This window comes from Mesorhizobium sp. P2_D5, from assembly GCF_056404355.1.
The window spans coordinates 101862-121617 of sequence record NZ_JBFUEE010000005.1 but is presented as its reverse complement, the minus strand read 5'-3'; the positions used below and the strand labels follow the sequence as shown (position 1 = coordinate 121617).

Below are 19756 nucleotides of genomic sequence, written 5' to 3'. Positions count from 1 at the left end.
CTCGCAGCTAGAAGGGCCGCCGCGAAACAATTTCGAGCGTCACTTTGCCTCAGTAACCGCCGGTCTCGTCAACTCCCCCGACACACTGCATGGCGCCGCATTCGCGGTGCCTGTTTTCAATTCATGTGTTCCTCTGGGCGGCGGTTCGAGACCGGTTTGGCACTGCTGAACCGCTGTCGCGCGCTTTCCGCCCGTGACACCTGATTTCCGATCGCCACAGCCTGCCGCCACGCCGCGCCCGCATGGGCATCTCGACATTGCCGACCTGATGAACTTCCCGACGGGAAGGGCTTATCGGCATGTCTGCACTCCTGCGTATCCGCTGGGCGATCGCGCCCAAGACCGCACCTCGACCACTCATCAACTGCAATCGCTGCGGCACCGTCAAGGCCTATCGCTGCAGCGAAAAATTCCGCGTCAACGCCAACGGCAAGCGCATCGACGTCTGGCTGATCTACCGTTGCATCGACTGCGACAATTCCTGGAATTTCGGCATATTGGAGCGCTGCAGCCGCCGCGATATCGAACCGGCGCGGCTCGCGGCGCTCGAAAGCAATGATCCGTCACTCGCCCGGCGCCATGCTTTCGATGTCGTCGCGCTGCGGAGCCGTGTGGGACGCGTTGAAGAATTTGCCGACGTCGTCGTCCGCAAACAAGTGCTCGGCTCCCCTCAAGAGGCCGCAACCATGTTGGAACTCCTGCTCGGGCTCGAAATGCCGACATCGCTGCGGCTTGACCGGCTGCTCGCGAGCGAACTCGGCCTCCCGCGATCGCGGCTTCAGGCGTTGGAAGAAAGGCGATTGCTGGTCGTGGACCCTGACGGCGCCAAAGCCCTGCGCAAGCCGGCCCGCGCGGGGACCACGATCCGCATCGACCTCGCCGGCCAACCCGATCGTCAGGCCATCATCTCGGCCGCCAGCGGGTGAATGAACAGAGGGGCGAAGCACTTGTGCACTCCGCCCCTCTCAGCTGTGAGAAAAAGAAAATAAGGTTATGCGGCGCCGACTGCCTTGGCTGACTTCTCGAAGCGCTTGCGCTCGTTCGGATCGAGATAGAGCTTGCGCAGGCGGATAGTCTTCGGCGTCACCTCGACCAGCTCGTCGTCCTGGATCCAGGCCAGCGCGCGTTCCAGCGTCATGCGGATCGGCGGGGTGAGCTTGACCGCCTCGTCCTTGCCGGCGGCGCGGATGTTGGTCAGCTTCTTGCCCTTCAGCACGTTCACTTCGAGGTCGTTGTCGCGGCTATGGATGCCGATGATCATGCCCTGATAGACCTTGACGCCGGGATCGATGACCATCGGGCCGCGATCTTCCAGGTTCCACATGGCATAGGCCACCGCCTCGCCCTGCTCGTTGGAGATCAGCACGCCATTGGTGCGGCCCGGCAATTCGCCCTTATAGGGCTCGTAGGCGTGGAACAGCCGGTTCATCACGGCGGTGCCGCGCGTGTCGGTCAGCAGTTCCGACTGATAGCCGATCAGGCCACGCGTCGGCGCGTGGAAGACGATGCGCTGGCGGTTGCCGCCGGACGGGCGCAGCTCGACCATCTCGGCCTTGCGCTCCGACATCTTCTGCACGACGATGCCGGCATGCTCCTCGTCGACGTCGATGACGACTTCCTCGACCGGCTCCAGCAATTCGCCGCTTTCGCCCTTCTGCATGACGACGCGCGGACGCGATACGGCGATCTCGAAGCCTTCGCGGCGCATCGTCTCGATCAGCACGGCCAGCTGCAATTCGCCACGGCCGGAGACGAAGAACGAATCCTTGTCCGGCGATTCCTCGATCTTCAGCGCGACATTGCCTTCGGCCTCGCGCAGCAGGCGGTCACGGATGACGCGGCTGGTCACCTTGTCGCCTTCGGTGCCGGCAAGCGGGCTGTCGTTGACGAGGAAGGACATGGTCACGGTCGGCGGATCGATCGGCTGCGCATGCAGGGGTTCGGTCACGGACGGGTCGCAGAACGTATCGGCGACGGTGCCCTTCGACAGGCCGGCGATGGCGACGATATCACCCGCCTGGGCCTCTTCGATCGGCTGGCGCTCGAGGCCGCGGAAAGCGAGGATCTTGGAAATACGGCCGGTCTCGACCAGCGTGCCGTCATGGTGCAGCACCTTGACCGGCTGGTTGGACTTCAGCGTGCCGCTCTCGATGCGGCCGGTGATGATGCGGCCAAGGAAAGGATTGGCTTCCAGGATGGTGCCGATCATGCGGAATGGGCCGGGATGAACGGTCGGCGTCGGCACATGCTTGATGACGAGATCGAACAGCGGCGCCAGGCCCTGGTCCTTGGGGCCTTCCGGATTTTCCGAAACCCAGCCATCGCGGCCTGAACCGTAGAGGATCGGGAAATCGAGCTGCTCGTCGGTGGCGTCGAGCGCCGCGAACAGGTCGAACACCTCGTTGACCACCTCGACATGGCGGGCGTCCGGACGGTCGATCTTGTTGATGACGACGATCGGCTTCAGGCCGACCTTGAGCGCCTTGCCGACGACGAATTTGGTCTGCGGCATCGGCCCTTCGGCGGCGTCGACCAGCACGATGGCCGAATCCACCATCGACAGGATGCGCTCGACCTCTCCGCCAAAGTCGGCGTGGCCAGGGGTGTCGACGATGTTGATGCGGGTGTCCTTCCAGTCGACCGAGGTCGCCTTGGCCAGGATGGTGATACCGCGTTCCTTTTCGAGGTCGTTGGAATCCATGGCGCGCTCGGCGACGCGCTGATTGTCGCGGAAGGAGCCGGATTGCCGGAGCAACTGGTCGACGAGGGTGGTTTTTCCATGGTCGACGTGCGCGATGATCGCGATATTACGAATTTTCATGTTCTGGTCTCGGAAGCGTTGCAGGCAGCAGGCCAAAGGCGCTGCCTCTTTCGGTTGCGCGGCTCATACAGGGTTTTTCGCAGTTGCGAAAGAGGACGCGCGACACCAAATACTCATCAAATCTTAAGCATCTGCGTGTGAAATGATTTTGTTAACCAAGGCGGGAACCTTTCGAGGCCCGGACAGTTCGAACGTCATGACCGATAAACTCAACCGATTTTGGCCGCTCATCGCGTCCGCTGCCTTTGCTATCCTGCTGGCGGCCAACGCCGCGCAGTCGGCTGCGACGCAGAAGGAAGCGCGGCCTGCCTTGCCAACCGTTGCGCCATCCGCCGAGCAGGTCTTTGCCGACGCACCCGACGGGGTCGACCCGATGGTGACCGGCCCGGTCAGTGCCGCCTTCAAGCAGAGGCAGGACGCCGCCAACTGCGACACTGCCGTCTGGCCGAACGTCCCGATGGTCTGCTATCCCGACTGACGACCGCCGGCAGCGGTCGTCATCCCACAGATGACGAAGGTCGGCTTACGCCGACCGCACCGGGTCGAGCGTGACCTTGTAGAGTTCGTTGTCGTCGCGATCCATCAGCCGCACACTCATCTGCTCGCTGGCGCCATTGATATCGACCAGCCCGAAGAATTGCAGGCCAGCTGACGGCGGCAGGTTCTGGCCTTGCTCGGCAGTTGGCGCCTTGATGAATTTCAGCTCTGGACCGAAGGTCATGTCGAAATCGTTCGGGCCGAACGTGCCTGCATGGATCGGGCCCGAGACGAATTCCCAGAACGGATTGAAATCCTGGAACTGCGCCTTGTGGGGATTGTAGTAGTGCGCGGCGGTGTAATGCACGTCGGCGGTCAGCCAGACGGTGTTGCTGATGCCGGCGTTCTTGATGAACCGCAAAAGGTCGGCAATCTCGAGCTCGCGTCCCTTGGCCGGACCGTTGTCGCCGTTGCTCACCGCTTCGGCGCCCGCTTTCTTGGCGGCATCGTCCCAAACGACGAGGCCGAGTGGCATGTCGGCGGCGATGATTTTCCAGGTTGCCTTCGAATTTGCCAGTTCGCGCTTCAGCCATTTCGTCTGCTGTTCGCCGAGCATGCGCGATTGCGGCGTCATCTCATCTTGCATGTCCGGACCGTTGGGGCCGCGATAGGAACGCATATCGAGGAAGAACACGTCGAGCAGCGGCCCATAGGCAATCTTGCGATAGACGCGGCCCGGCTCGGACGGTTCGTAGCGGATCGTCGTCATTTCATGGAAAGCGCGCGCCGCGCGTGCCGCCAGCACATGGATGGATTTCTCGGTGTACCGGTTGTCGGCACTGAGATCCTTCGAATCCGACCAGTTGTTCAGCACTTCGTGGTCGTCCCACTGGTAGAACGTCGGGCAAATAGCGCTGAGGCCCAGCACGTTCTTGTCCATCATGTTGTATTTCCACTGGTCCCGGTATTCGTCCAGCGTCTCGGCGACCTTGCGCTTGCCGTCGATCAGCACGACGTTCTTCCACTTGCCGCCCCCGGGCAGGTCGACCTCGTCCTTCATCGCGCCGTCGGCATAGATGGTGTCGCCCGAATGCAGGAAGAAGTCGGGCGTGTGCTTGCCGATCGTGGCGTAAGTCTTCATACCGGTCTCGTCGATACCCCAGCCTTGGCCGGCGGTGTCGCCCGACCAGGCGAACTTGATGTCGCGCCTGGAAGCGGGCGCGGTGCGGAAGCGGCCGGTGATTGGCTCGGAAACCGCATTGACGTCGGCGAGATCGGCCGCCGTCATGCGATAGAAGATGTCCTGGTCGGAAGCGAGGTCGGTGAGCAGACGCTTGACCGTATAGTCGCTGGCCGGCGAGGTATCGAGCGGCGCAAGGCGGACGGCATCAGTGAAACTTTCGGTCGACGACACTTCGAACATGACGCGCGACGGCCGATCCGTGCGCGTCCACACCATGCCGCTGGTGGCGTCGACATCGCCCGACTGGACGCCATGGGTGAAGGCCGGGCGCTGGCTGGCGCGTGAATAGTATGGCAGCGCCAGGCCGGAGACGCCGACCAGGCCAACGGCGCTGGCCGAGGTGACGAAAGCACGGCGGGTCATCGAGAGCTTGTTCATGGCTGTCTCCTGGATGGCTTGAACGGTGCCACCAAGGTCCAGCCTCAATGTTTCAGGCGCATCTCGAAACCATGACGGTTTGATAACAACCAACAGGCTGGGCACGTTCTCCCCTTCTCCCAGGGGGAGAAGGGGAGAACGCACCCAGTCGCCTTAAGCCGCTTGCGGTTCCGGATCGAAGGCCGGTCGGCTGGTGTTGATCAACAGCGAGATACAGGCGGCGGCGATTGCCGTCATGCCGGCGATCATGAAGGCCAGCTCGTAATTGCCCTGAAGCTCGCGCATCGTGCCGCCGAAGGCTGCGGCAGCAGCTGCGCCGATCTGATGTCCAGCGACGATCCAGCCGAACACGATCGGACCGCTGCGATCGCCGAATGCCTCGTTGGCGAGCCTCAGCGTCGGCGGCACGGTGGCGATCCAGTCGAGGCCGTAAAGCACCGCGAAGATGATCAGGCTGGTTGCCGAGAAGCCGGAATAGGGCAGGTAGATCAGCGACAGGCCACGGATCCCATAATAGACGCCGAGCAGCTTGCGCGGGTCGAAACGGTCGGTGAGCCAGCCCGACAGCGTCGTGCCGATCAGGTCGAAAATGCCCATCATCGACAGCAGGCCGGCGGCCTGCACCTCGCCGATGCCCATGTCGCCGCAGAAGGCGATCAGATGCGTGCCGACCAGTCCGTTGGTGGTGAAACCGCAGACGAAGAAGGTGGCGAACAGATACCAGAACACGCGCGTGCCGGCGGCGCGGCGCAGCGTCGAGAACGTGTGGGCTAGGAAATTGCCCTGCGATGCCGGTGACACCGGCGGCACATCGTCGGCCGCGGCACCATAGCGCACCATGCCGATCGAAGCCGGCCGCTCCGGCACCAGCAGCCAGACCAGCGGCACCAGAGCAGCGGTGGCGATCGAAACGGCGATGACAACCGGCTGCCAGCCGCCCGACTGTGCCAGCGAGGCGATCAGCGGCAGGAACACCAGCATGCCGGAGGCACTGGAGGCCGACATCAGCCCCATGACAAGGCCGCGATTGGTCTTGAACCAGCGGTTGACGATGGTAGCGCCGAGCACGCTGGCGACAGCGCCGGAACCAATGCCCGAGAACACGCCCCAGGTGATGAACAGATGCCAAGGCTTGGTCATCAAGAGGCTAAGCGCGGTCGAGCCTGACATCACCACCAGCGAGGCAAGCAGCGTGCGGCGCAGCCCGATCCGCTCCATCAGGGCGGCGGCGAACGGCCCGGTCAGGCCGTAGAGCAGGATGCCGACACCGGCGGCCAGCGAAACGACGTCGCGGCGCCAGCCGAAACTGTTCTCCAACGGCAGCATCATGACGGCGGGCGCCGAGCGCAGGCCGGCCGCGACCAGCAGGCAGAGGAAGATGACGCCAACCACGACGAAAGCGTAGCGCTGGCCAAACGGACGGGATTGAGCTATCATGTTACTGACCGGTACGTTGCAGATGGGAGAAGGTATACGTACCGATCGGTAACATTGTCAATCGAGTTCCATGATGCCAACGGACAAAAATATTGAACTGACCATCAGCGACGGTCATGCATCGGCGCCACCGAAGGCCGCCAAGAAGATCCTCGACGTGGCCTACGAGCTGTTCTACCGACGCGGTATCAGGGCGATCGGCGTCGACGAGATCGTCAAGCGCGCCGGCGTCACCAAGCCCAGCCTCTATCGCAGCTTTCCCTCCAAGGATGAGCTGGCGGCCTCCTATCTCAGGCAGTACGACCAGGAATACTGGGAGCGTTTCGATGAGGCGGTCGCCGCCCATCCCGGCGACCCGCGTGCGCAGATCAAGGCATTCCTGACCCGCATCGGCAAGCGAACGCAGGTGGCGGACTATCGCGGCTGCGGCATGACCAATGCGGCGGTCGAGTACCCCGAACACAGCCATCCGGCCCGCGTGGTCAGCGAGGCCAACAAGCAGGAATTGCGCCGCCGCCTGCGCGCCATGGCGGTTGCAATGGGTGCGCAGGATCCCGATACGCTGGGCGACGGCCTGCTGCTGCTTATCGAAGGCGCCTATATCAGCGGCCAGCTGTTCGGGCTCGGCGGCCCGGCGCAGTCGGTCGCTCGCAACGCCGATCTGCTGATTGAAGCGAGCTTGAAGAAATAGCGTTTGACGCTACGCTGCGATGGCTTGCAACGGAGATTGTCGGCCATGCGCGCTCTTCTGATCCCGTTCGTCTTGGCCGGTTTCTGCCAGGCTGCGCAGGCGAGCGATATATCTAGCGCCTATACCGATCTCGACTGGAAGAAGGACTGCGTAACCTACGCGCAGGCCGAAGAAGGCGACGGCGACTGGGCCGATCTCGCCTGTTCAGGCTATCGCGGCTACCCCGTTCTGATCGCCTATGACGACGCGCGCGAATCGCTGTTTTATGGCTTTCCGCCCGGCAGCGACATGACATCGGTCTGGGAGAGTTTCTCCGGCTTCAATTCGTCCGGCGCCAGGATCGAGTGGCGCATCGAAACCACGGGCGACAAGGCTGTGCCCTTTGCCGCGATCCACCGCCGCTCGATCAGCAACCCGGACGACGAAAAGAAGCCGACCGAGGTGCTGCTCATCGCCAAGGTCGGCCAGATGGACGCCCGCGATGGCTGCACGGTCGGCCTGGTGCTGGCCACCGGCAATCCCGCCGCCAACGATCAGGCGCGCAAACTGGCCGACGAGAAAGCGCGGACGTTCGCCTGCGGCAAGGACCGGCACACCGTCATCGGCAACGTGCCGGCTTTCGGTCGGGTCGATAACTAAGCTCGTCGGATTGGCCGCAGCGTCCGCAACTTCGTCATCCACGGGCGGAGCAACGAGCGTAGCGACGCAGCGCAGACCCGAGGATCCATGCCGCGAAATCACAACGCCGTAGCGGTGCAGAATTCTGTTCCGCCGCGTCCGCGACAGGCATCACGGCATGGATCCCAGGGTCTGCGCGTGGGATGACGAAGCTGAGCTACTTGCTCGCCTTGGCCCGAGCGATCGCCTCGAGGATCATCTTCTTGGCGTATTTGGAATCGTGCCAGCCTTCGATCTTGACCCATTTGCCGGGCTCGAGATCCTTGTAGTGCTCGAAGAAGTGCTGGACCTGCTGGCGCGTGATGTCGGGCAGCTGCGTGTACTCGGTGACGTTTTCGTAGCGCAGCGTCAGCTTGGGTGACGGCACGGCGATGATCTTTTCGTCCTGGCCGGCATTGTCTTCCATGATCAGCACGCCGATTGGCCTGACATTAATGACGCAGCCCGGCACCAGCGCACGGGTGTTGCAGACCAGCACGTCGATCGGATCGCCGTCGCCCGACAGCGTGTGTGGCACGAAGCCGTAATTGCCGGGGTAGCGCATCGAGGTGTGCAGGAAGCGGTCGACGAACAGCGTGCCGGCCTCCTTGTCCATCTCGTATTTGATCGGCTCGCCACCGATCGGCACCTCGATGATGACGTTGACGTCCTCAGGCGGATTCTTTCCGCTGGCTATGGCTTCAATGCGCATGGCTTTGTCCCTCTTATCGATGAAAGATCGATAGCGGGCGAGGCGCGGCGGCGCAATGCGGCGAATGGTGCTGGGTAGGGTCCAGGTGGACACAGTGGCCGAAAGGCCTGGCCGTCACTCCCAGACGAAAGCGACCTTCTTCAGCGCCTTCTGCTCGAAGATTTCGACACCCTCGGCAACGTCACGGCCGCCGGCGCCGGCGTAGAAGGCGAGCGCGTTCTGGTTGTCTTCCAGCGCCCACACTACCATGCCCTTCAGCCCGTGATCGGCCAGACGCGCCTTGGCTGCCGCGAACAAACGGCTGCCGAGCCCGATACCCTGGTATTCCGGGCGCAGGTACAATTCGTAGATTTCGCCTTGCTGCCTGAGTTCCCGGGCCCTGTTCTTGCCGATCGTGGCATAGCCGGCGATCTTTCCGCCGATTTCGACAACCAGCACGGTGGCGGCGCGGCGGATGGCATTCGCCCACCAATCGGCGCCACGGCGGTTGATCATCGATGTCAGCGTGCGGTGTGGAATGATGCCGGAATAGGCGCCGCGCCAGGCCTGCAGGTGCACCTCGGCGATGGCGCCTGCGTCGCTCGGTTCGGCCTTCCTTATGTCGATCGTCAGCGTATTCATGATTTCTTAACCATAAACCCGCATTGCCCGATTGCAAGAGTCAGCGCGGCCCGCCGACCGCTTTCTCACAGACGATCATCGCGTCGGTGACATCGGCGAGAGCCTGTCTGAAAACGCGCTCAGCCGAGATGGATGGGGTGGTTTTCGAAAACCGAAGCGCCGCGGACTTTCAGGTCCGTGAGCATCTGAAGCCCAGAAAACCGCGCCAGGCGTCCGGCTGAGTAGCGTTTGCAGGCAGGCTCTCAGATCTCGACGAGATGGTCGTCGAGTTCGTTGGTGTCGCCCGACGTGACCGGGAAATGCTCGGCCAGCACCGCGCCCACCGTTTCGATCGCTTTGACGAAGCCATCGGCAAGCCGGTCGTCGCCGGCGTGCGCGGTCAAGTCGCGCACCACGCCATCCCAGACATGCTGGCCGACTTTGGCATCGATGCCCGAATCGGCGACCACCTCGGCGTAACGTTCGGCGATCGAGACGAACACCAGCACGCCGGTGCGCGCCGCGGTGCGGTGGACGTTGCGGGCGAGGAACTGCTTGATCGCATTGGCGTGCGCCGCCTGATAACGCATCCGCCTTGGTACCAGATGGATGCGCAGGCCGGGCAGCACCCACAACAAGGCCAGCACGCAGGCCAGCGCCAGCAGCTGGGCGATAACGAAATGCGGCAGCCGGATCGACAGCCACCAGGCCTCCAGCCCATAACCAACGGCAAGGCTGACGATCAGCATGCCTGCCGTCGCCATGAAGGCGGCCGGGAAGAAATAGCCGTCGCTGGCATGCGCCATGACGCAGTAGATCTCGCCATCGGTCCTGGTTTCGGCGGCGCGGATCGCAGTGGCGATGCGCTCATGATCTTCCGGGCTGATCGGTCGTGTCGCCATGATCATGTCTCACCAGCTTCCTGAAGAACCGCCACCACCGGATGAGCCACCGCCACCCGAAAACCCGCCGCCGCTTGAGCCGGACGACCACCCGCCACCGGAACTTCCCGACGACCAGCCGTTGCCCGACGACGAACCCGTTGTCCAGCTGCTGCCCGAGGATCCGCTCGGTCCGCGGCCGTAACGAAACGTCATGCCCAGCCATTTGTATACGCCCGGCGACAGCTTTGTGCCGAACGTCGGCGGCAGGAACGCCATCGCCAACCCGCCAAAGAACATCGTGCCCCACAGGATCAGGAACACCGCGACGATGGGGTCGATGGGCATGCTGTTATGGGCGGGATTGCGCTGACCGCGCGCCTCCAGCTCCTCCGGATTGCCTTCCAGCACCATAACCATGTCGTCGACGGCCTTGCTGATGCCGCCGGAGAAGTCGCCGGCCCGGAAGGCCGGCACCATGTCGTTTTCAATGATCAGCTTGGTGTGCAGGTCGGTCAGCGTGCCTTCCAGCCCATAGCCGACCTCGATGCGCATCTTGTGGTCGTCCTTGGCCACCAGCAAAAGCACGCCATTGTTCTCGCCGGCCTGACCGAGCTTCCAGAAGCGGAACAGCCGGTTGGCGTAGGGTTCGATCTCCTCGCCGTCGAGACTGTTGATGGTGGCGACGACGATCTGGTCGGAGCCCTTTGTCTCGAAATCGGCGAGTTTCTGCGTCAGCGCCGCCTTGGTCGCGGTGTCGATGATGCCGGCATTGTCGACGACACGGCCGGTCAGCGCCGGCAGCTCGGCGGCGAAGGCCGTGAACCCGACGAACAGCGCCGCCACGGCCACCAGGACTGCCGCGGCGAACCGGCAGGGTCTCGACAGGCTGACGGTGCGTGTTGTCATGCGATCACCAGCTTCCCGAGGAACCGCCACCGCCGGACGAACCGCCGCCGCCGGAAAAGCCGCCACCGCCACCGCCCGAAGACCAGCCGCCGCCGGAGCTTCCCGACGACCAGCCGCCACCAGACGACCGCCGGTGTGGCTCGAACGTCATGCCGAGCCAGCGGTAGCGGCCGGGACCAAGCTTCTGGCCAAAGATCGGCGGCAGGACGGAGACCGCGATGCTGCCGAAGAAGATGATCGCCCAGATGCTGATGAAGACGGCGAAGAACAGATCGTCGGAATTGAATGGCGCCTGCTGGTTGCGCTCGCCACGCGCCACCAGCTCCTCCGGATTGCCTTCCAGCACCATAACCATGTCGTCGACGGCCTTGCTGATGCCGCCAGAGAAGTCGCCGGCGCGGAACGCCGGCACCATGTCGTTTTCGATGATCAGCTTGGTGTGCAGGTCGGTCAGCGTGCCTTCCAGGCCATAACCGACCTCGATGCGCATCTTGTGGTCGTCCTTGGCCACCAGCAGCAGGACGCCGTTGTTTTCCTTCGCCTGGCCGAGTTTCCAGAAGCGGAACAGCCGGTTGGCGTAAGGTTCGATCTCCTCGCCGTCGAGACTGTTGATGGTGGCGACGACGATCTGGTCGGAGCCTTTTGTCTCGAAATCGGCAAGCTTTTGCGTCAGCGCCGCCTTGGTGGCGGCGTCGATAATGCCGGCATTGTCGACGACACGGCCCGTCAGCGCCGGCAGCTCGGCGGCAAAGGCTGAGAACGGGAGGAAAAGGAGGCTGAGAAATAGCGCAAGGAATGCCAGGTTGGCGTTTCTTCCCACCCCCCTCTGGCCTGCCGGCCATCTCACCCGCAAGGGGGGAGATTGGCTGTCATCACAGGCAGCGTACTCTCCGCAACGCAAACGATTGGCGAAAGCGCCAAAGCTGCCGATCTCCCCCCTTGCGGGGGAGATGGCCGGCAGGCCAGAGGGGGGTGGGACGGAGCTCAAGGTCGACAGAGACCAGACTCACCAAGCGCTCGTTACCCGCCCTGCTTGGTGCCGAAATCGACCTTCGGCGTCTGCAGCTTGTCATCGTCGATGGTGAAGTTGGCGAAGGGCTGGTTGCTGCGGAACCAGAAGGTCGCCCACAGCACCGAGGGGAAGGTCTTCAGCGTCAGATTGTAGTCCTTGACCGCCTGGATGTAGTCGCGCCGTGCCACCGCAATGCGGTTTTCGGTGCCTTCGAGCTGTGCCTGCAGCGCCAGGAAATTCTGGTTGGCCTTGAGGTCGGGATAGGCCTCCGATACCGCGATCAGCCGCGACAGCGCGCTGGTCAGCCCCGCCTGGGCATCCTGGAACTTCTTGAGGGCTTCGGGATCCTTCAGCGTTTCCGGCGTCACCGTTATCTGCGTTGCCTTGGCGCGGGCCTCGACCACCGCATCGAGCGTGTCCTTTTCGTGCGAGGCATAGCCCTTGACCGTCTCGACCAGGTTGGGGATGAGGTCGGCGCGGCGCTGATACTGGTTCAGCACCTCGCTCCATGCCGCCTTGGCGTTTTCCTCCGCCGTCGGGATGGTGTTGTAACCGCAGCCGGCCAGCAGCGGCAGCACGATCGCCATCATCAGGAAGGCGGGCAGCGTGCGGAACATGGATGGTGGAGCAAGGCGCTGGGCAAACATGATGGGGTCCCTCGGGAGAAGTTGCATGCGAAGCATTACCACAATCAGCGGGCAAGAAAACCGCCCGACCGGCTGCCGCTTGCCTGGCACGCCCGGTGCCGTTGCAAGGCCCTGTGATTGGCCGCGCGAACGCGATAAGATCTTGACGAAACGGGACATCATCATGGCGGACCGCCAGGACAGCGAGAGGGAATCGCGCCGTATCCTCGAGCGCATCGCGCGCGAGACGGATCCGGCCGGCAATTCGTTTGTGGCGCGCAGCACGAAAGGCATGCGCGACCACGTCACCGCGGCCGATGCCGACCGTGCCGACCCGATCGAACTCTGGGGCACACGCATTGGCCGCACACTCGGCCTGCTGTTGACGCTGGGCCTGATGGTCTGGCTCGTGCTTTACGTCATCCGGGGCAGTTAGGAATCAAAGAACAATGAGCGCCGAAAAAACCGACGCGCCGCGTGCGGTCATCGTCATTTCCAGCCATGTCGCGCGCGGCTCGGTCGGCAACCGCGCGGCTGTCTTTGCGCTGGAAACACTGGGCTTTCCGGTGTGGGCGGTGCCGACGATCATCCTGCCCTGGCATCCCGGCCATGGGCGGGCGACGCGGATCGTGCCACCGCTCGACCAGTTCAAGGCGCTGATGGCCGATCTCGAGCGTGCGCCATGGCTGGGCGAAGTCGGCGCCGTTCTGTCCGGCTATCTCGGCGAGGCCGGCCAGGCCGAGGCCGTCGCCTCGCTGGTCGCCGCGGTCAAGGCAAAGACGCCTGACGCCGTCTATATCTGCGACCCGGTGATGGGCGATTCGGGTGGCCTCTACGTGCCGGAACTGACTGCTGCCGCCATGCGTGATCGGCTGATGCCGATCGCCGACATCGCCACCCCCAACCGGTACGAACTGGAATGGATGGCCGGCGCACCCTTGCCCGACCTGAAATCGGTAATCGCAGCCGCCCTTCACGCCGGGCCATCGACCATGCTGGTCACCTCGGCGCCGTCGCTGATGACCGGTGGCACGGGCAACCTGCTGCTCGACGGCAACCAGGTGCTGCTGGCCGAGCACCGCCTAATCGACAAGCCGCCGAACGGTCTCGGCGACCTGACGGCGGCCGTCTATCTGGCGCGCATCCTGTCCGGCCAGCCGGCGATCAAGGCGCTGCAGTCGACCACGGCGGCGGTCTACGAGATCCTGGCGCGCACCGCCAAGCGCGGCGGCGACGAACTGCAGCTCGAAACCGATGCGCAGAGCCTAGCGAACCCTATGGCGATGGTGCAGCTTCGCCACCTCACGCATCCGGGGAGGGACCGGCGGGCGTGACCCTGGCCACGACCGCCGTGACCGTCGGCGTCGACGGCTGCAAGGCCGGCTGGATCGCAGTACGGCGCGATCCCGGCTCGATACCTCGTTGCCCCGGTTCCACACCCTCTGTCGATGTCTTTGCAAGCTTCACAGCCCTGCTTGCATCACTGCCTGCCGACGCGGTTCTCGCCGTCGACATGCCGATCGGTCTGCCCGAGTTTTCGAGCAAAGGCGGGCGCGGACCGGAAGCGCTGGTGCGGCCATTGCTCGGGCAACGGCAATCCAGCGTCTTTTCGATCCCGTCCCGCGCCGCGCTCTATGCCGATGCGGGCGACTTCACCACCATCGAAGCATGGTATGCCGCGCATCGCCGGGCAAGCGAGGTGGCCATGACCACATCAGACCCGCCGCGCGGCGTTTCGATCCAGGCGTTCGGTATTTTTGCCAAGATCCGCGAGATCGGCGCCTTGCTCATCGCCCGGCCCGAATTGCGTGGCCGCATCTTTGAATCGCATCCGGAAGTCGCTTTCTGCCGGCTGAACGGCGACCAGGCCATGCAGCTGCCGAAGAAGATCAAGGGCAGCATCAATCCGGCCGGCATGGCGGAACGCAAGGCGCTGCTGAGCCGGCACGGCTATGAGATGGGCTTTCTCGATCAGCCGCCGCCGCGCGGTGCAGCCGCCGATGATTTTCTCGATGCGGCGGCGATGATGCTGATTGCCGGTCGCATTGCCGGCGGTGAGGCACGGCCATTTCCCGACCCGCCGGGCCGCGACGGTTTTGGCATCCCCGTCGCCATCTGGGCGTGAACCCAATAGCTCAAGCCATGCGTCTTGGATGGCGATTGGCGGGCAGCCATCTGCAATTCGGCATTGCCCGCAAGAGGCTTTTGCCGTTAGAGGCTCTCTGGAGCAATTCTAGGAAAAGTGTGAAGCGGTTTTCCGTTCGGAATTGCGCCAAAGCAAAACAGAAAGAGCGGTTCGACGTTTCCGTGAAACGGTGACCCGCTCTAGACCGCAACGAGCTGCCGCATCCAACCCGGAAAGGCTCCAGACGCCACCCATGCCCCATCTCCCCGACCACCTTCTCGCCGGCTACCGCAGTTTCATGAGCGGCCGCTATCTCACCGAGAGCGGACGCTATCGCGAGCTTGCCCGCGAAGGCCAGGCACCGGAAACGATGATCGTCGCCTGCTGCGACTCCCGCGCGGCCCCCGAAGCGATCTTCGACGCCGGCCCGGGTGAACTCTTCGTGCTTCGCAATGTCGGCAATCTGGTGCCGCCCTACGCGCCGGACGGAGAGTTCCATTCGACCTCTGCCGCACTTGAATTCGCCGTGCAGAGCCTCAAGGTCAAGAACATCGTCGTCATGGGCCATGGTCGCTGCGGCGGCATCCGCGCCGCGCTCGACACCACGTCCGCACCGCTGTCTCCCGGCGACTTCATCGGCAAATGGATGAGCCTCATCGCCCCAGCGGCCGAGACCGTGTCCTCCAGCACCTTCATGACGGCGTCGGAGCGCCAGACCGCGCTGGAGCGTATTTCGATCCGCTATTCCATCGCCAATCTCAGGACCTTTCCTTGCGTCTCGATCCTCGAAGGCAAGGGGCGGCTGTCGCTGCACGGCGCCTGGTTCGACATTTCGACCGGCGAACTCTGGGTGATGAACAAGGAGACCGGCGATTTCGAACGACCGGAGTTGGCATAGACACATGATCCAGAACCGAAGGAACGCGCCAGCGAAAGGTGACAACCGGCTCTTCGGGTAGCTGATAGCCGATAGGAAGACGGAGGCAGCACATGATGGGAGATCGCCGTTCGATCACTTTCGTCGCGGCAGCGTTGCTGTTTTCGATCATTCCAGTCCATGCCGACGATGGCGCCATCATCAGCCGATGGTATTCGGCCCTCCTGGTCGCCGACCGCACTGAACTGTCCGACCTGCTCGCCGACGACGTCCGCATCAAGCTGGACGACCTCGGCATCGTGCAGAGCAAGCAGGAATTCATCGCCTCGATCGATGAATGGCAAGGCGCCGTCGCGGGTGCGGAGATCCGGCACCGGATCGAAAAAAGCGAAGGCGGCGTCACCACCGTGATCGCCTGCTATGATTTTCCCAACAACGACATGCTGATGCAGGAAACCTTCGCGGTGACCGACAATCGCATCACCGCGAGCTCGCAAGCGGCGATCGCCGAGAATTGCGACGGTTACTGACGAAAACCTGACCGGTGGCACTGTTGCGCGCGGTAAACCTGCGCCCTACATCGGTACCAACTCACCCTGCCCACCGCCTTCACTGGCGCCCGGCCTGCCTTCACCAAGGAAAGATTGTCCATGCATTCCACGAAAGCCGTCGACCTCGCCATCCATCCGCTGACCGCTTGGCAAGGGCCGCTCGGCCTGCCTGATTTCACCCGCATTGGCGACGACGACTTTGCCCCGGCCTTCGACGCGGCGCTGAAGGAGCATGAGGCGGAGATCGAGGCGATCGCCGGCAACAAGGACGCGCCGACCATCGACAACACGCTGCAGGCGCTGGAACTCGGTGGCGAGGCACTCGACCGTGTCTCGTCGATCTTCTGGTGCCGCGCCGGCGCACACACCAATGACACGTTCCAGGCACTGGAGCGCGACATCTCGCCAAAAATGTCCAGACATTTCTCGGCAATCTCGATGAACGAGCGGCTGTTTGCCCGCATCGACGACCTTTACCAGCGCCGGAAAAGCCTGAAGCTCGATGCCGAGACGCTGCGGGTGCTGGAGAAGACCTGGAAGGGGTTTGTACGCTCCGGCGCGAAGCTCAGCGCCGACGGCAAGAAGCGGCTGGCAAAGATCAACGAGGAATTGTCCTCGCTTGGCACGAATTTCGGCCAGAACGTGCTTGCCGACGAGCGCGACTGGGCGCTGTTCCTCGACGCGGTCGACCTTGCCGGCCTGCCGGACTTCCTGAAAAGCTCGATGGCCGAAGCCGCCGAGATGCGCGGCCAGAAGGGCCGCTATGCGGTCACCCTGTCTCGTTCGATCTACGAGCCGTTCACGACCTTCTCGGAACGCCGCGACCTGCGCGAGATCGCCTTCCGCGCCTTCACCATGCGCGGCCAGAATGGCGGCGCCACCGACAACACAATCGTCGTGCGCGACATGCTGAAGCTGCGCGCCGAAAAGGCAAAGCTGCTCGGTTACGGCTCGTTTGCCGCGCTGAAGCTCGACGACACCATGGCCAAGACGCCGAAGGCAGTGCATGCGCTGCTCGATCCGGTCTGGGAGAAGGCAGTGGAAAGAGCCGCCGCTGACCAGAGCGAATTGCAACGGCTGGCGACGGAGGCCGGCAGCAACGAGACATTCGCCGCCTGGGATTGGCGCTTCTACCAGGAGAAGCTGCGCGCCGAAAAGTTCGCCTTCGATGAGGCCGAACTAAAACCCTATCTGCAGCTAGACCGCGTCATCGACGCCTGCTTCGACGTGGCGACAAGGCTGTTCGGCATCACCTTCGAGGAAAAGCAAGGCATTGCCGTATGGCATCCGGACGCACGCGTCTTCGTGGTGAAAAATGCCGATGGCAGCGAGCGCGGCCTGTTCCTCGCCGATTATTTCGCGCGGCCGTCAAAGCGCTCCGGCGCCTGGATGAGCGCGCTCAAGTCCGGGTACAAGCTTGGCCACGGGTCGAAACCGGTGATCTACAACATCATGAACTTCGCCAAGCCGCCGGCCGGCGAGCCGGCCTTGCTGTCGGTCGACGAGGCGAGAACGTTGTTCCATGAATTTGGCCACGCGCTGCACGGCATGCTGACCGACGTCACCTGGCCGTCGGTTTCCGGCACCTCGGTCAGCCGCGATTTCGTCGAATTGCCCTCGCAGCTCTACGAACACTGGCTGACGGTGCCGGCGGTTCTGGAAAAGCACGCGCTGCATGTGAAGACCGGCAAGCCGATGCCCAAGGCGCTGCTCGACAAGATGCTGGCGGCGCGCACCTTTGGCGCCGGCTTCGCCACGGTCGAATTCACCTCTTCGGCGCTGATCGACATGGCCTATCACGCGCGGCCGGATGCGCCAGAATCGCCACTTCGTTTCGAAGCCGAAACGCTTGATAAGCTCGACATGCCGGACACCATCGCGATGCGTCATCGCACTCCACATTTCGGCCATGTTTTTTCCGGCGACGGTTATTCGGCTGGCTATTACTCCTACATGTGGTCGGAAGTGCTCGACGCCGACGCCTTCGCCGCCTTCGAGGAGACCGGCGACCCCTTCAACCCCGGTCTCGCCGAGAAGCTGAGGAAGAACATCTATGCCGCCGGCGGCTCGAAGGACCCCGAAGAGCTCTACACAGCGTTTCGCGGCAAGATGCCATCGCCCCATGCGATGATGGTCAAGCGCGGGCTGGTGTAGCGCCTGCTTCTTCCTTCTCAGGGGGAGAAGGACAGGCCGCGCAAGGTCGCAACACTGGCAAACCCTTATCCCGGCTCTATACCGCCCACGGGTCCGCCACCCTAGGCCACACCGGCCGCGTCAGTTTCTTGTAATCGGTCACCGCCGGATTGCTCGGATACGAACTCGGCGCCGAGACATAGATGATCTCGGCGGCGATCGGCTCGAAGCCGGCGTAGAAATGATTGGTCGACTTGATCAGCAGGATGTCCTTGGCCATCGGATCGACACCGATGTTGGAAAAAATATCCGGCTCGAAGGCCTGCGTGCGATTGGTGTTGAGGATGATGTCGACCTCGGTGCCTTCGATGCGCACCAGCGCCGTCGGCCCGAGCGTCACCCGGCTTGGCCCGAAACTCTGCCAGCCCTCCGGAACGGCCTTCAGCACCCGCACCCGCGCGTCGATCGGCTCGCCGGCCTGCGGGCCGGCCTTGCCGCCGAAACGCAGGTCGATGACGGCACCCTCGCCTGCCGCCAGGCAGAAGGTCACCGCGATCGGATCCCAGATTGTAGCAACGCCGACATTGCTCAGGCCGCGCGACAGCATCTGACGCAGCACGACGGTGCCGTCGCCGGGCACACCGCCGCCGGGATTGTCCCAGATGTCGGCGATGACCACCGGCTTGCCCGGGTTTTCAGTGCGCGCGGCCAGCGCCCGATCGATGCCGTCGGCGGCGCTCAGCATCGTCATCGCCGTCTCTTCGCGCAGCGCGTAGAGTTCTCGCCCCAGCCGTTCCGCCAGCGCATCGCCCTTGGCCTTGTCGTTGTCGGTGACGACCAGGATGCGCGTGCCCATTTCGGCCACGTCGGCCGCCATGAAGCCGTGGACGATCGAAATCGACAGCACGCCATCTCTGCCGTGCAGCGCCTTGATGCGATCGACGAAGGAGCGCATAGGCTCGCGGCTGGTCGGCAGCACCTGGATCATGCGGCAGTCGAAGGTCGAGATGACAGGCCTGATCTCACCACGCGCCGCGGCGAGGCCAAGCTCGACGACATGTTCGCCACGCTCATAGAAATCGGTGTGCGGGAACTCTAGGAAGTAGGTCATGATGTCTGACGCGGCGACACGCTTGGGTGTCAGATGGCTATGCGGATCGAACTCAGAGGCGATCACCACCTTCGGACCCACCATCTCGCGGATGCGCTCGAGCAGGTCGCCTTCGCAATCGTCATAGCCTTGCGCCACCATGGCACCATGCAGGCCGAGAATGACGGCATCGACCGGCAGTGCCGCCTTGAGCTGGCCGAGGATCTCGTCGCGCAGCGCCTCGTAGGTCTGTCGCTGCACCAGGCCCCCGGGCTCCGCCCAGGTGGCGGTGCCCTCGATGACGGTCAGGCCTTCGGCCGCCGCGCGCCGGCGCAGCGCGACCAGCGGCGAGGAACACAGCGTCGGCGTCTCCGGATGCTTGCCGGGTCCGGCATAGAACGCCATCTCGAACGAGGCCCGATCTGTCGGCACCGGCGAGAAGGTGTTGGTTTCCGTCGCCAGCGAGGCGGTGAAGATGCGCATGAGAACTCCGTCGATGCTGCAGCAATTCCAGGAAAAGTGTGAAACGGTTTTCC

General features: G+C 63.5%; 20 protein-coding genes. 10 read left to right on the top strand and 10 right to left on the bottom strand.

The window, feature by feature from the left end; all coding sequences use genetic code 11:
* Positions 1 to 299 precede the first annotated feature (299 nt).
* Positions 300 to 926, top strand: a complete 627-nt coding sequence (locus tag AC1DYW_RS21975) for a DUF1062 domain-containing protein (protein ID WP_477227610.1) — start codon at positions 300 to 302, stop codon at positions 924 to 926.
* A gap of 65 nt (positions 927 to 991) precedes the next feature.
* Here AC1DYW_RS21975 and typA read toward each other — a convergent pair whose 3' ends face one another.
* Positions 992 to 2821 (bottom strand): translational GTPase TypA, encoded by a 1830-nt coding sequence (gene typA / locus AC1DYW_RS21970; RefSeq protein WP_095084146.1) that lies wholly within the window; start codon positions 2819 to 2821, stop codon positions 992 to 994.
* A gap of 196 nt (positions 2822 to 3017) precedes the next feature.
* On the opposite strand from typA, the gene AC1DYW_RS21965 reads away from it, so the two are divergent.
* Complete coding sequence (locus AC1DYW_RS21965; protein ID WP_245331066.1) at positions 3018 to 3299, top strand: hypothetical protein; 282 nt, start codon at positions 3018 to 3020, stop codon at positions 3297 to 3299.
* Between the two features lie 45 nt (positions 3300 to 3344).
* Here the strand turns inward: AC1DYW_RS21965 and AC1DYW_RS21960 are convergent, their stop codons facing one another.
* Positions 3345 to 4919 (bottom strand): alkaline phosphatase D family protein, encoded by a 1575-nt coding sequence (locus AC1DYW_RS21960; protein ID WP_477227609.1) that lies wholly within the window; start codon positions 4917 to 4919, stop codon positions 3345 to 3347.
* Positions 4920 to 5072: 153 nt separating this feature from the next.
* Positions 5073 to 6356, bottom strand: a complete 1284-nt coding sequence (locus tag AC1DYW_RS21955; RefSeq protein WP_457150612.1) for an MFS transporter — start codon at positions 6354 to 6356, stop codon at positions 5073 to 5075.
* A 73-nt stretch (positions 6357 to 6429) separates the two neighbouring features.
* On the opposite strand from AC1DYW_RS21955, the gene AC1DYW_RS21950 reads away from it, so the two are divergent.
* Together AC1DYW_RS21950 and AC1DYW_RS21945 are read left to right on the top strand one after the other, a co-directional pair.
* Entirely contained in the window at positions 6430 to 7047 is a 618-nt protein-coding gene (locus AC1DYW_RS21950) for a TetR/AcrR family transcriptional regulator (RefSeq protein WP_095084415.1), read from the top strand.
* A gap of 45 nt (positions 7048 to 7092) precedes the next feature.
* Positions 7093 to 7686, top strand: coding sequence for a hypothetical protein (locus AC1DYW_RS21945; RefSeq protein WP_457150614.1), 594 nt, complete (start codon positions 7093 to 7095; stop codon positions 7684 to 7686).
* A 196-nt stretch (positions 7687 to 7882) separates the two neighbouring features.
* On the opposite strand, the gene ppa is transcribed toward AC1DYW_RS21945, so the two are convergent.
* From ppa to AC1DYW_RS21915, 6 genes are all read right to left on the bottom strand, one after another.
* A complete protein-coding gene (gene ppa / locus AC1DYW_RS21940; RefSeq protein WP_457150615.1) occupies positions 7883 to 8416 on the bottom strand; it encodes an inorganic diphosphatase in 534 nt (177 codons plus the stop codon).
* 114 nt (positions 8417 to 8530) lie between these two features.
* Positions 8531 to 9037, bottom strand: a complete 507-nt coding sequence (locus AC1DYW_RS21935; RefSeq protein ID WP_457150616.1) for a GNAT family N-acetyltransferase — start codon at positions 9035 to 9037, stop codon at positions 8531 to 8533.
* A gap of 242 nt (positions 9038 to 9279) precedes the next feature.
* Positions 9280 to 9918 carry a TPM domain-containing protein gene (locus AC1DYW_RS21930; protein ID WP_457150617.1) on the bottom strand — a complete coding sequence of 213 codons (639 nt, stop codon included), beginning with the start codon at positions 9916 to 9918 and terminating at the stop codon, positions 9280 to 9282.
* Between the two features lie 9 nt (positions 9919 to 9927).
* Positions 9928 to 10806 carry a TPM domain-containing protein gene (locus AC1DYW_RS21925; protein WP_477227608.1) on the bottom strand — a complete coding sequence of 293 codons (879 nt, stop codon included), beginning with the start codon at positions 10804 to 10806 and terminating at the stop codon, positions 9928 to 9930.
* Between the two features lie 4 nt (positions 10807 to 10810).
* A complete protein-coding gene (locus AC1DYW_RS21920; RefSeq protein ID WP_457150619.1) occupies positions 10811 to 11626 on the bottom strand; it encodes a TPM domain-containing protein in 816 nt (271 codons plus the stop codon).
* Between the two features lie 200 nt (positions 11627 to 11826).
* A complete protein-coding gene (locus AC1DYW_RS21915) occupies positions 11827 to 12465 on the bottom strand; it encodes a LemA family protein (RefSeq protein WP_095084414.1) in 639 nt (212 codons plus the stop codon).
* A 163-nt stretch (positions 12466 to 12628) separates the two neighbouring features.
* Between AC1DYW_RS21915 and AC1DYW_RS21910 the strand changes: the two genes are divergently transcribed.
* The 6 genes from AC1DYW_RS21910 (at position 12629) to AC1DYW_RS21885 (ending at position 18151) form a co-directional block, all read left to right on the top strand.
* Entirely contained in the window at positions 12629 to 12880 is a 252-nt protein-coding gene (locus AC1DYW_RS21910; protein WP_457150633.1) for a hypothetical protein, read from the top strand.
* Between the two features lie 13 nt (positions 12881 to 12893).
* Positions 12894 to 13778 carry a pyridoxal kinase PdxY gene (gene pdxY, locus AC1DYW_RS21905; protein WP_457150620.1) on the top strand — a complete coding sequence of 295 codons (885 nt, stop codon included), beginning with the start codon at positions 12894 to 12896 and terminating at the stop codon, positions 13776 to 13778.
* Positions 13775 to 14569 (top strand): DUF429 domain-containing protein, encoded by a 795-nt coding sequence (locus AC1DYW_RS21900; protein WP_477227607.1) that lies wholly within the window; start codon positions 13775 to 13777, stop codon positions 14567 to 14569. The genes pdxY and AC1DYW_RS21900 overlap by 4 nt, the downstream gene beginning before the upstream one ends.
* A gap of 253 nt (positions 14570 to 14822) precedes the next feature.
* Positions 14823 to 15467, top strand: coding sequence for a carbonic anhydrase (locus AC1DYW_RS21895; protein ID WP_457150622.1), 645 nt, complete (start codon positions 14823 to 14825; stop codon positions 15465 to 15467).
* Between the two features lie 95 nt (positions 15468 to 15562).
* On the top strand, positions 15563 to 15976 hold the full coding sequence (locus AC1DYW_RS21890; RefSeq protein ID WP_477227832.1) for a nuclear transport factor 2 family protein: 414 nt from the start codon (positions 15563 to 15565) through the stop codon (positions 15974 to 15976).
* Between the two features lie 120 nt (positions 15977 to 16096).
* The gene (locus AC1DYW_RS21885) at positions 16097 to 18151 is read left to right on the top strand and encodes a M3 family metallopeptidase (protein WP_477227606.1); all 2055 of its coding nucleotides are present in this window, start codon (positions 16097 to 16099) and stop codon (positions 18149 to 18151) included.
* Between the two features lie 76 nt (positions 18152 to 18227).
* On the opposite strand, the gene AC1DYW_RS21880 is transcribed toward AC1DYW_RS21885, so the two are convergent.
* On the bottom strand, positions 18228 to 19703 hold the full coding sequence (locus AC1DYW_RS21880; protein ID WP_477227605.1) for a M81 family metallopeptidase: 1476 nt from the start codon (positions 19701 to 19703) through the stop codon (positions 18228 to 18230).
* Positions 19704 to 19756: the final 53 nt, after the last annotated feature.

Coding starts and splice junctions, on each gene's coding strand:
- AC1DYW_RS21915 (WP_095084414.1), bottom strand. CDS start 12,465: ATGTTTGCCCAGCGCCTTGCTCCACCATCCATGTTCCGCACGCTGCCC.
- AC1DYW_RS21965 (WP_245331066.1), top strand. CDS start 3,018: ATGACCGATAAACTCAACCGATTTTGGCCGCTCATCGCGTCCGCTGCC.
- AC1DYW_RS21955 (WP_457150612.1), bottom strand. CDS start 6,356: ATGATAGCTCAATCCCGTCCGTTTGGCCAGCGCTACGCTTTCGTCGTG.
- AC1DYW_RS21950 (WP_095084415.1), top strand. CDS start 6,430: ATGCCAACGGACAAAAATATTGAACTGACCATCAGCGACGGTCATGCA.
- ppa (WP_457150615.1), bottom strand. CDS start 8,416: ATGCGCATTGAAGCCATAGCCAGCGGAAAGAATCCGCCTGAGGACGTC.
- AC1DYW_RS21930 (WP_457150617.1), bottom strand. CDS start 9,918: ATGGCGACACGACCGATCAGCCCGGAAGATCATGAGCGCATCGCCACT.
- AC1DYW_RS21910 (WP_457150633.1), top strand. CDS start 12,629: ATGGCGGACCGCCAGGACAGCGAGAGGGAATCGCGCCGTATCCTCGAG.
- AC1DYW_RS21925 (WP_477227608.1), bottom strand. CDS start 10,806: ATGACAACACGCACCGTCAGCCTGTCGAGACCCTGCCGGTTCGCCGCG.
- AC1DYW_RS21975 (WP_477227610.1), top strand. CDS start 300: ATGTCTGCACTCCTGCGTATCCGCTGGGCGATCGCGCCCAAGACCGCA.
- pdxY (WP_457150620.1), top strand. CDS start 12,894: ATGAGCGCCGAAAAAACCGACGCGCCGCGTGCGGTCATCGTCATTTCC.
- AC1DYW_RS21960 (WP_477227609.1), bottom strand. CDS start 4,919: ATGAACAAGCTCTCGATGACCCGCCGTGCTTTCGTCACCTCGGCCAGC.
- AC1DYW_RS21935 (WP_457150616.1), bottom strand. CDS start 9,037: ATGAATACGCTGACGATCGACATAAGGAAGGCCGAACCGAGCGACGCA.
- AC1DYW_RS21890 (WP_477227832.1), top strand. CDS start 15,563: ATGGGAGATCGCCGTTCGATCACTTTCGTCGCGGCAGCGTTGCTGTTT.
- AC1DYW_RS21945 (WP_457150614.1), top strand. CDS start 7,093: ATGCGCGCTCTTCTGATCCCGTTCGTCTTGGCCGGTTTCTGCCAGGCT.
- AC1DYW_RS21895 (WP_457150622.1), top strand. CDS start 14,823: ATGCCCCATCTCCCCGACCACCTTCTCGCCGGCTACCGCAGTTTCATG.
- AC1DYW_RS21880 (WP_477227605.1), bottom strand. CDS start 19,703: ATGCGCATCTTCACCGCCTCGCTGGCGACGGAAACCAACACCTTCTCG.
- typA (WP_095084146.1), bottom strand. CDS start 2,821: ATGAAAATTCGTAATATCGCGATCATCGCGCACGTCGACCATGGAAAA.
- AC1DYW_RS21885 (WP_477227606.1), top strand. CDS start 16,097: ATGCATTCCACGAAAGCCGTCGACCTCGCCATCCATCCGCTGACCGCT.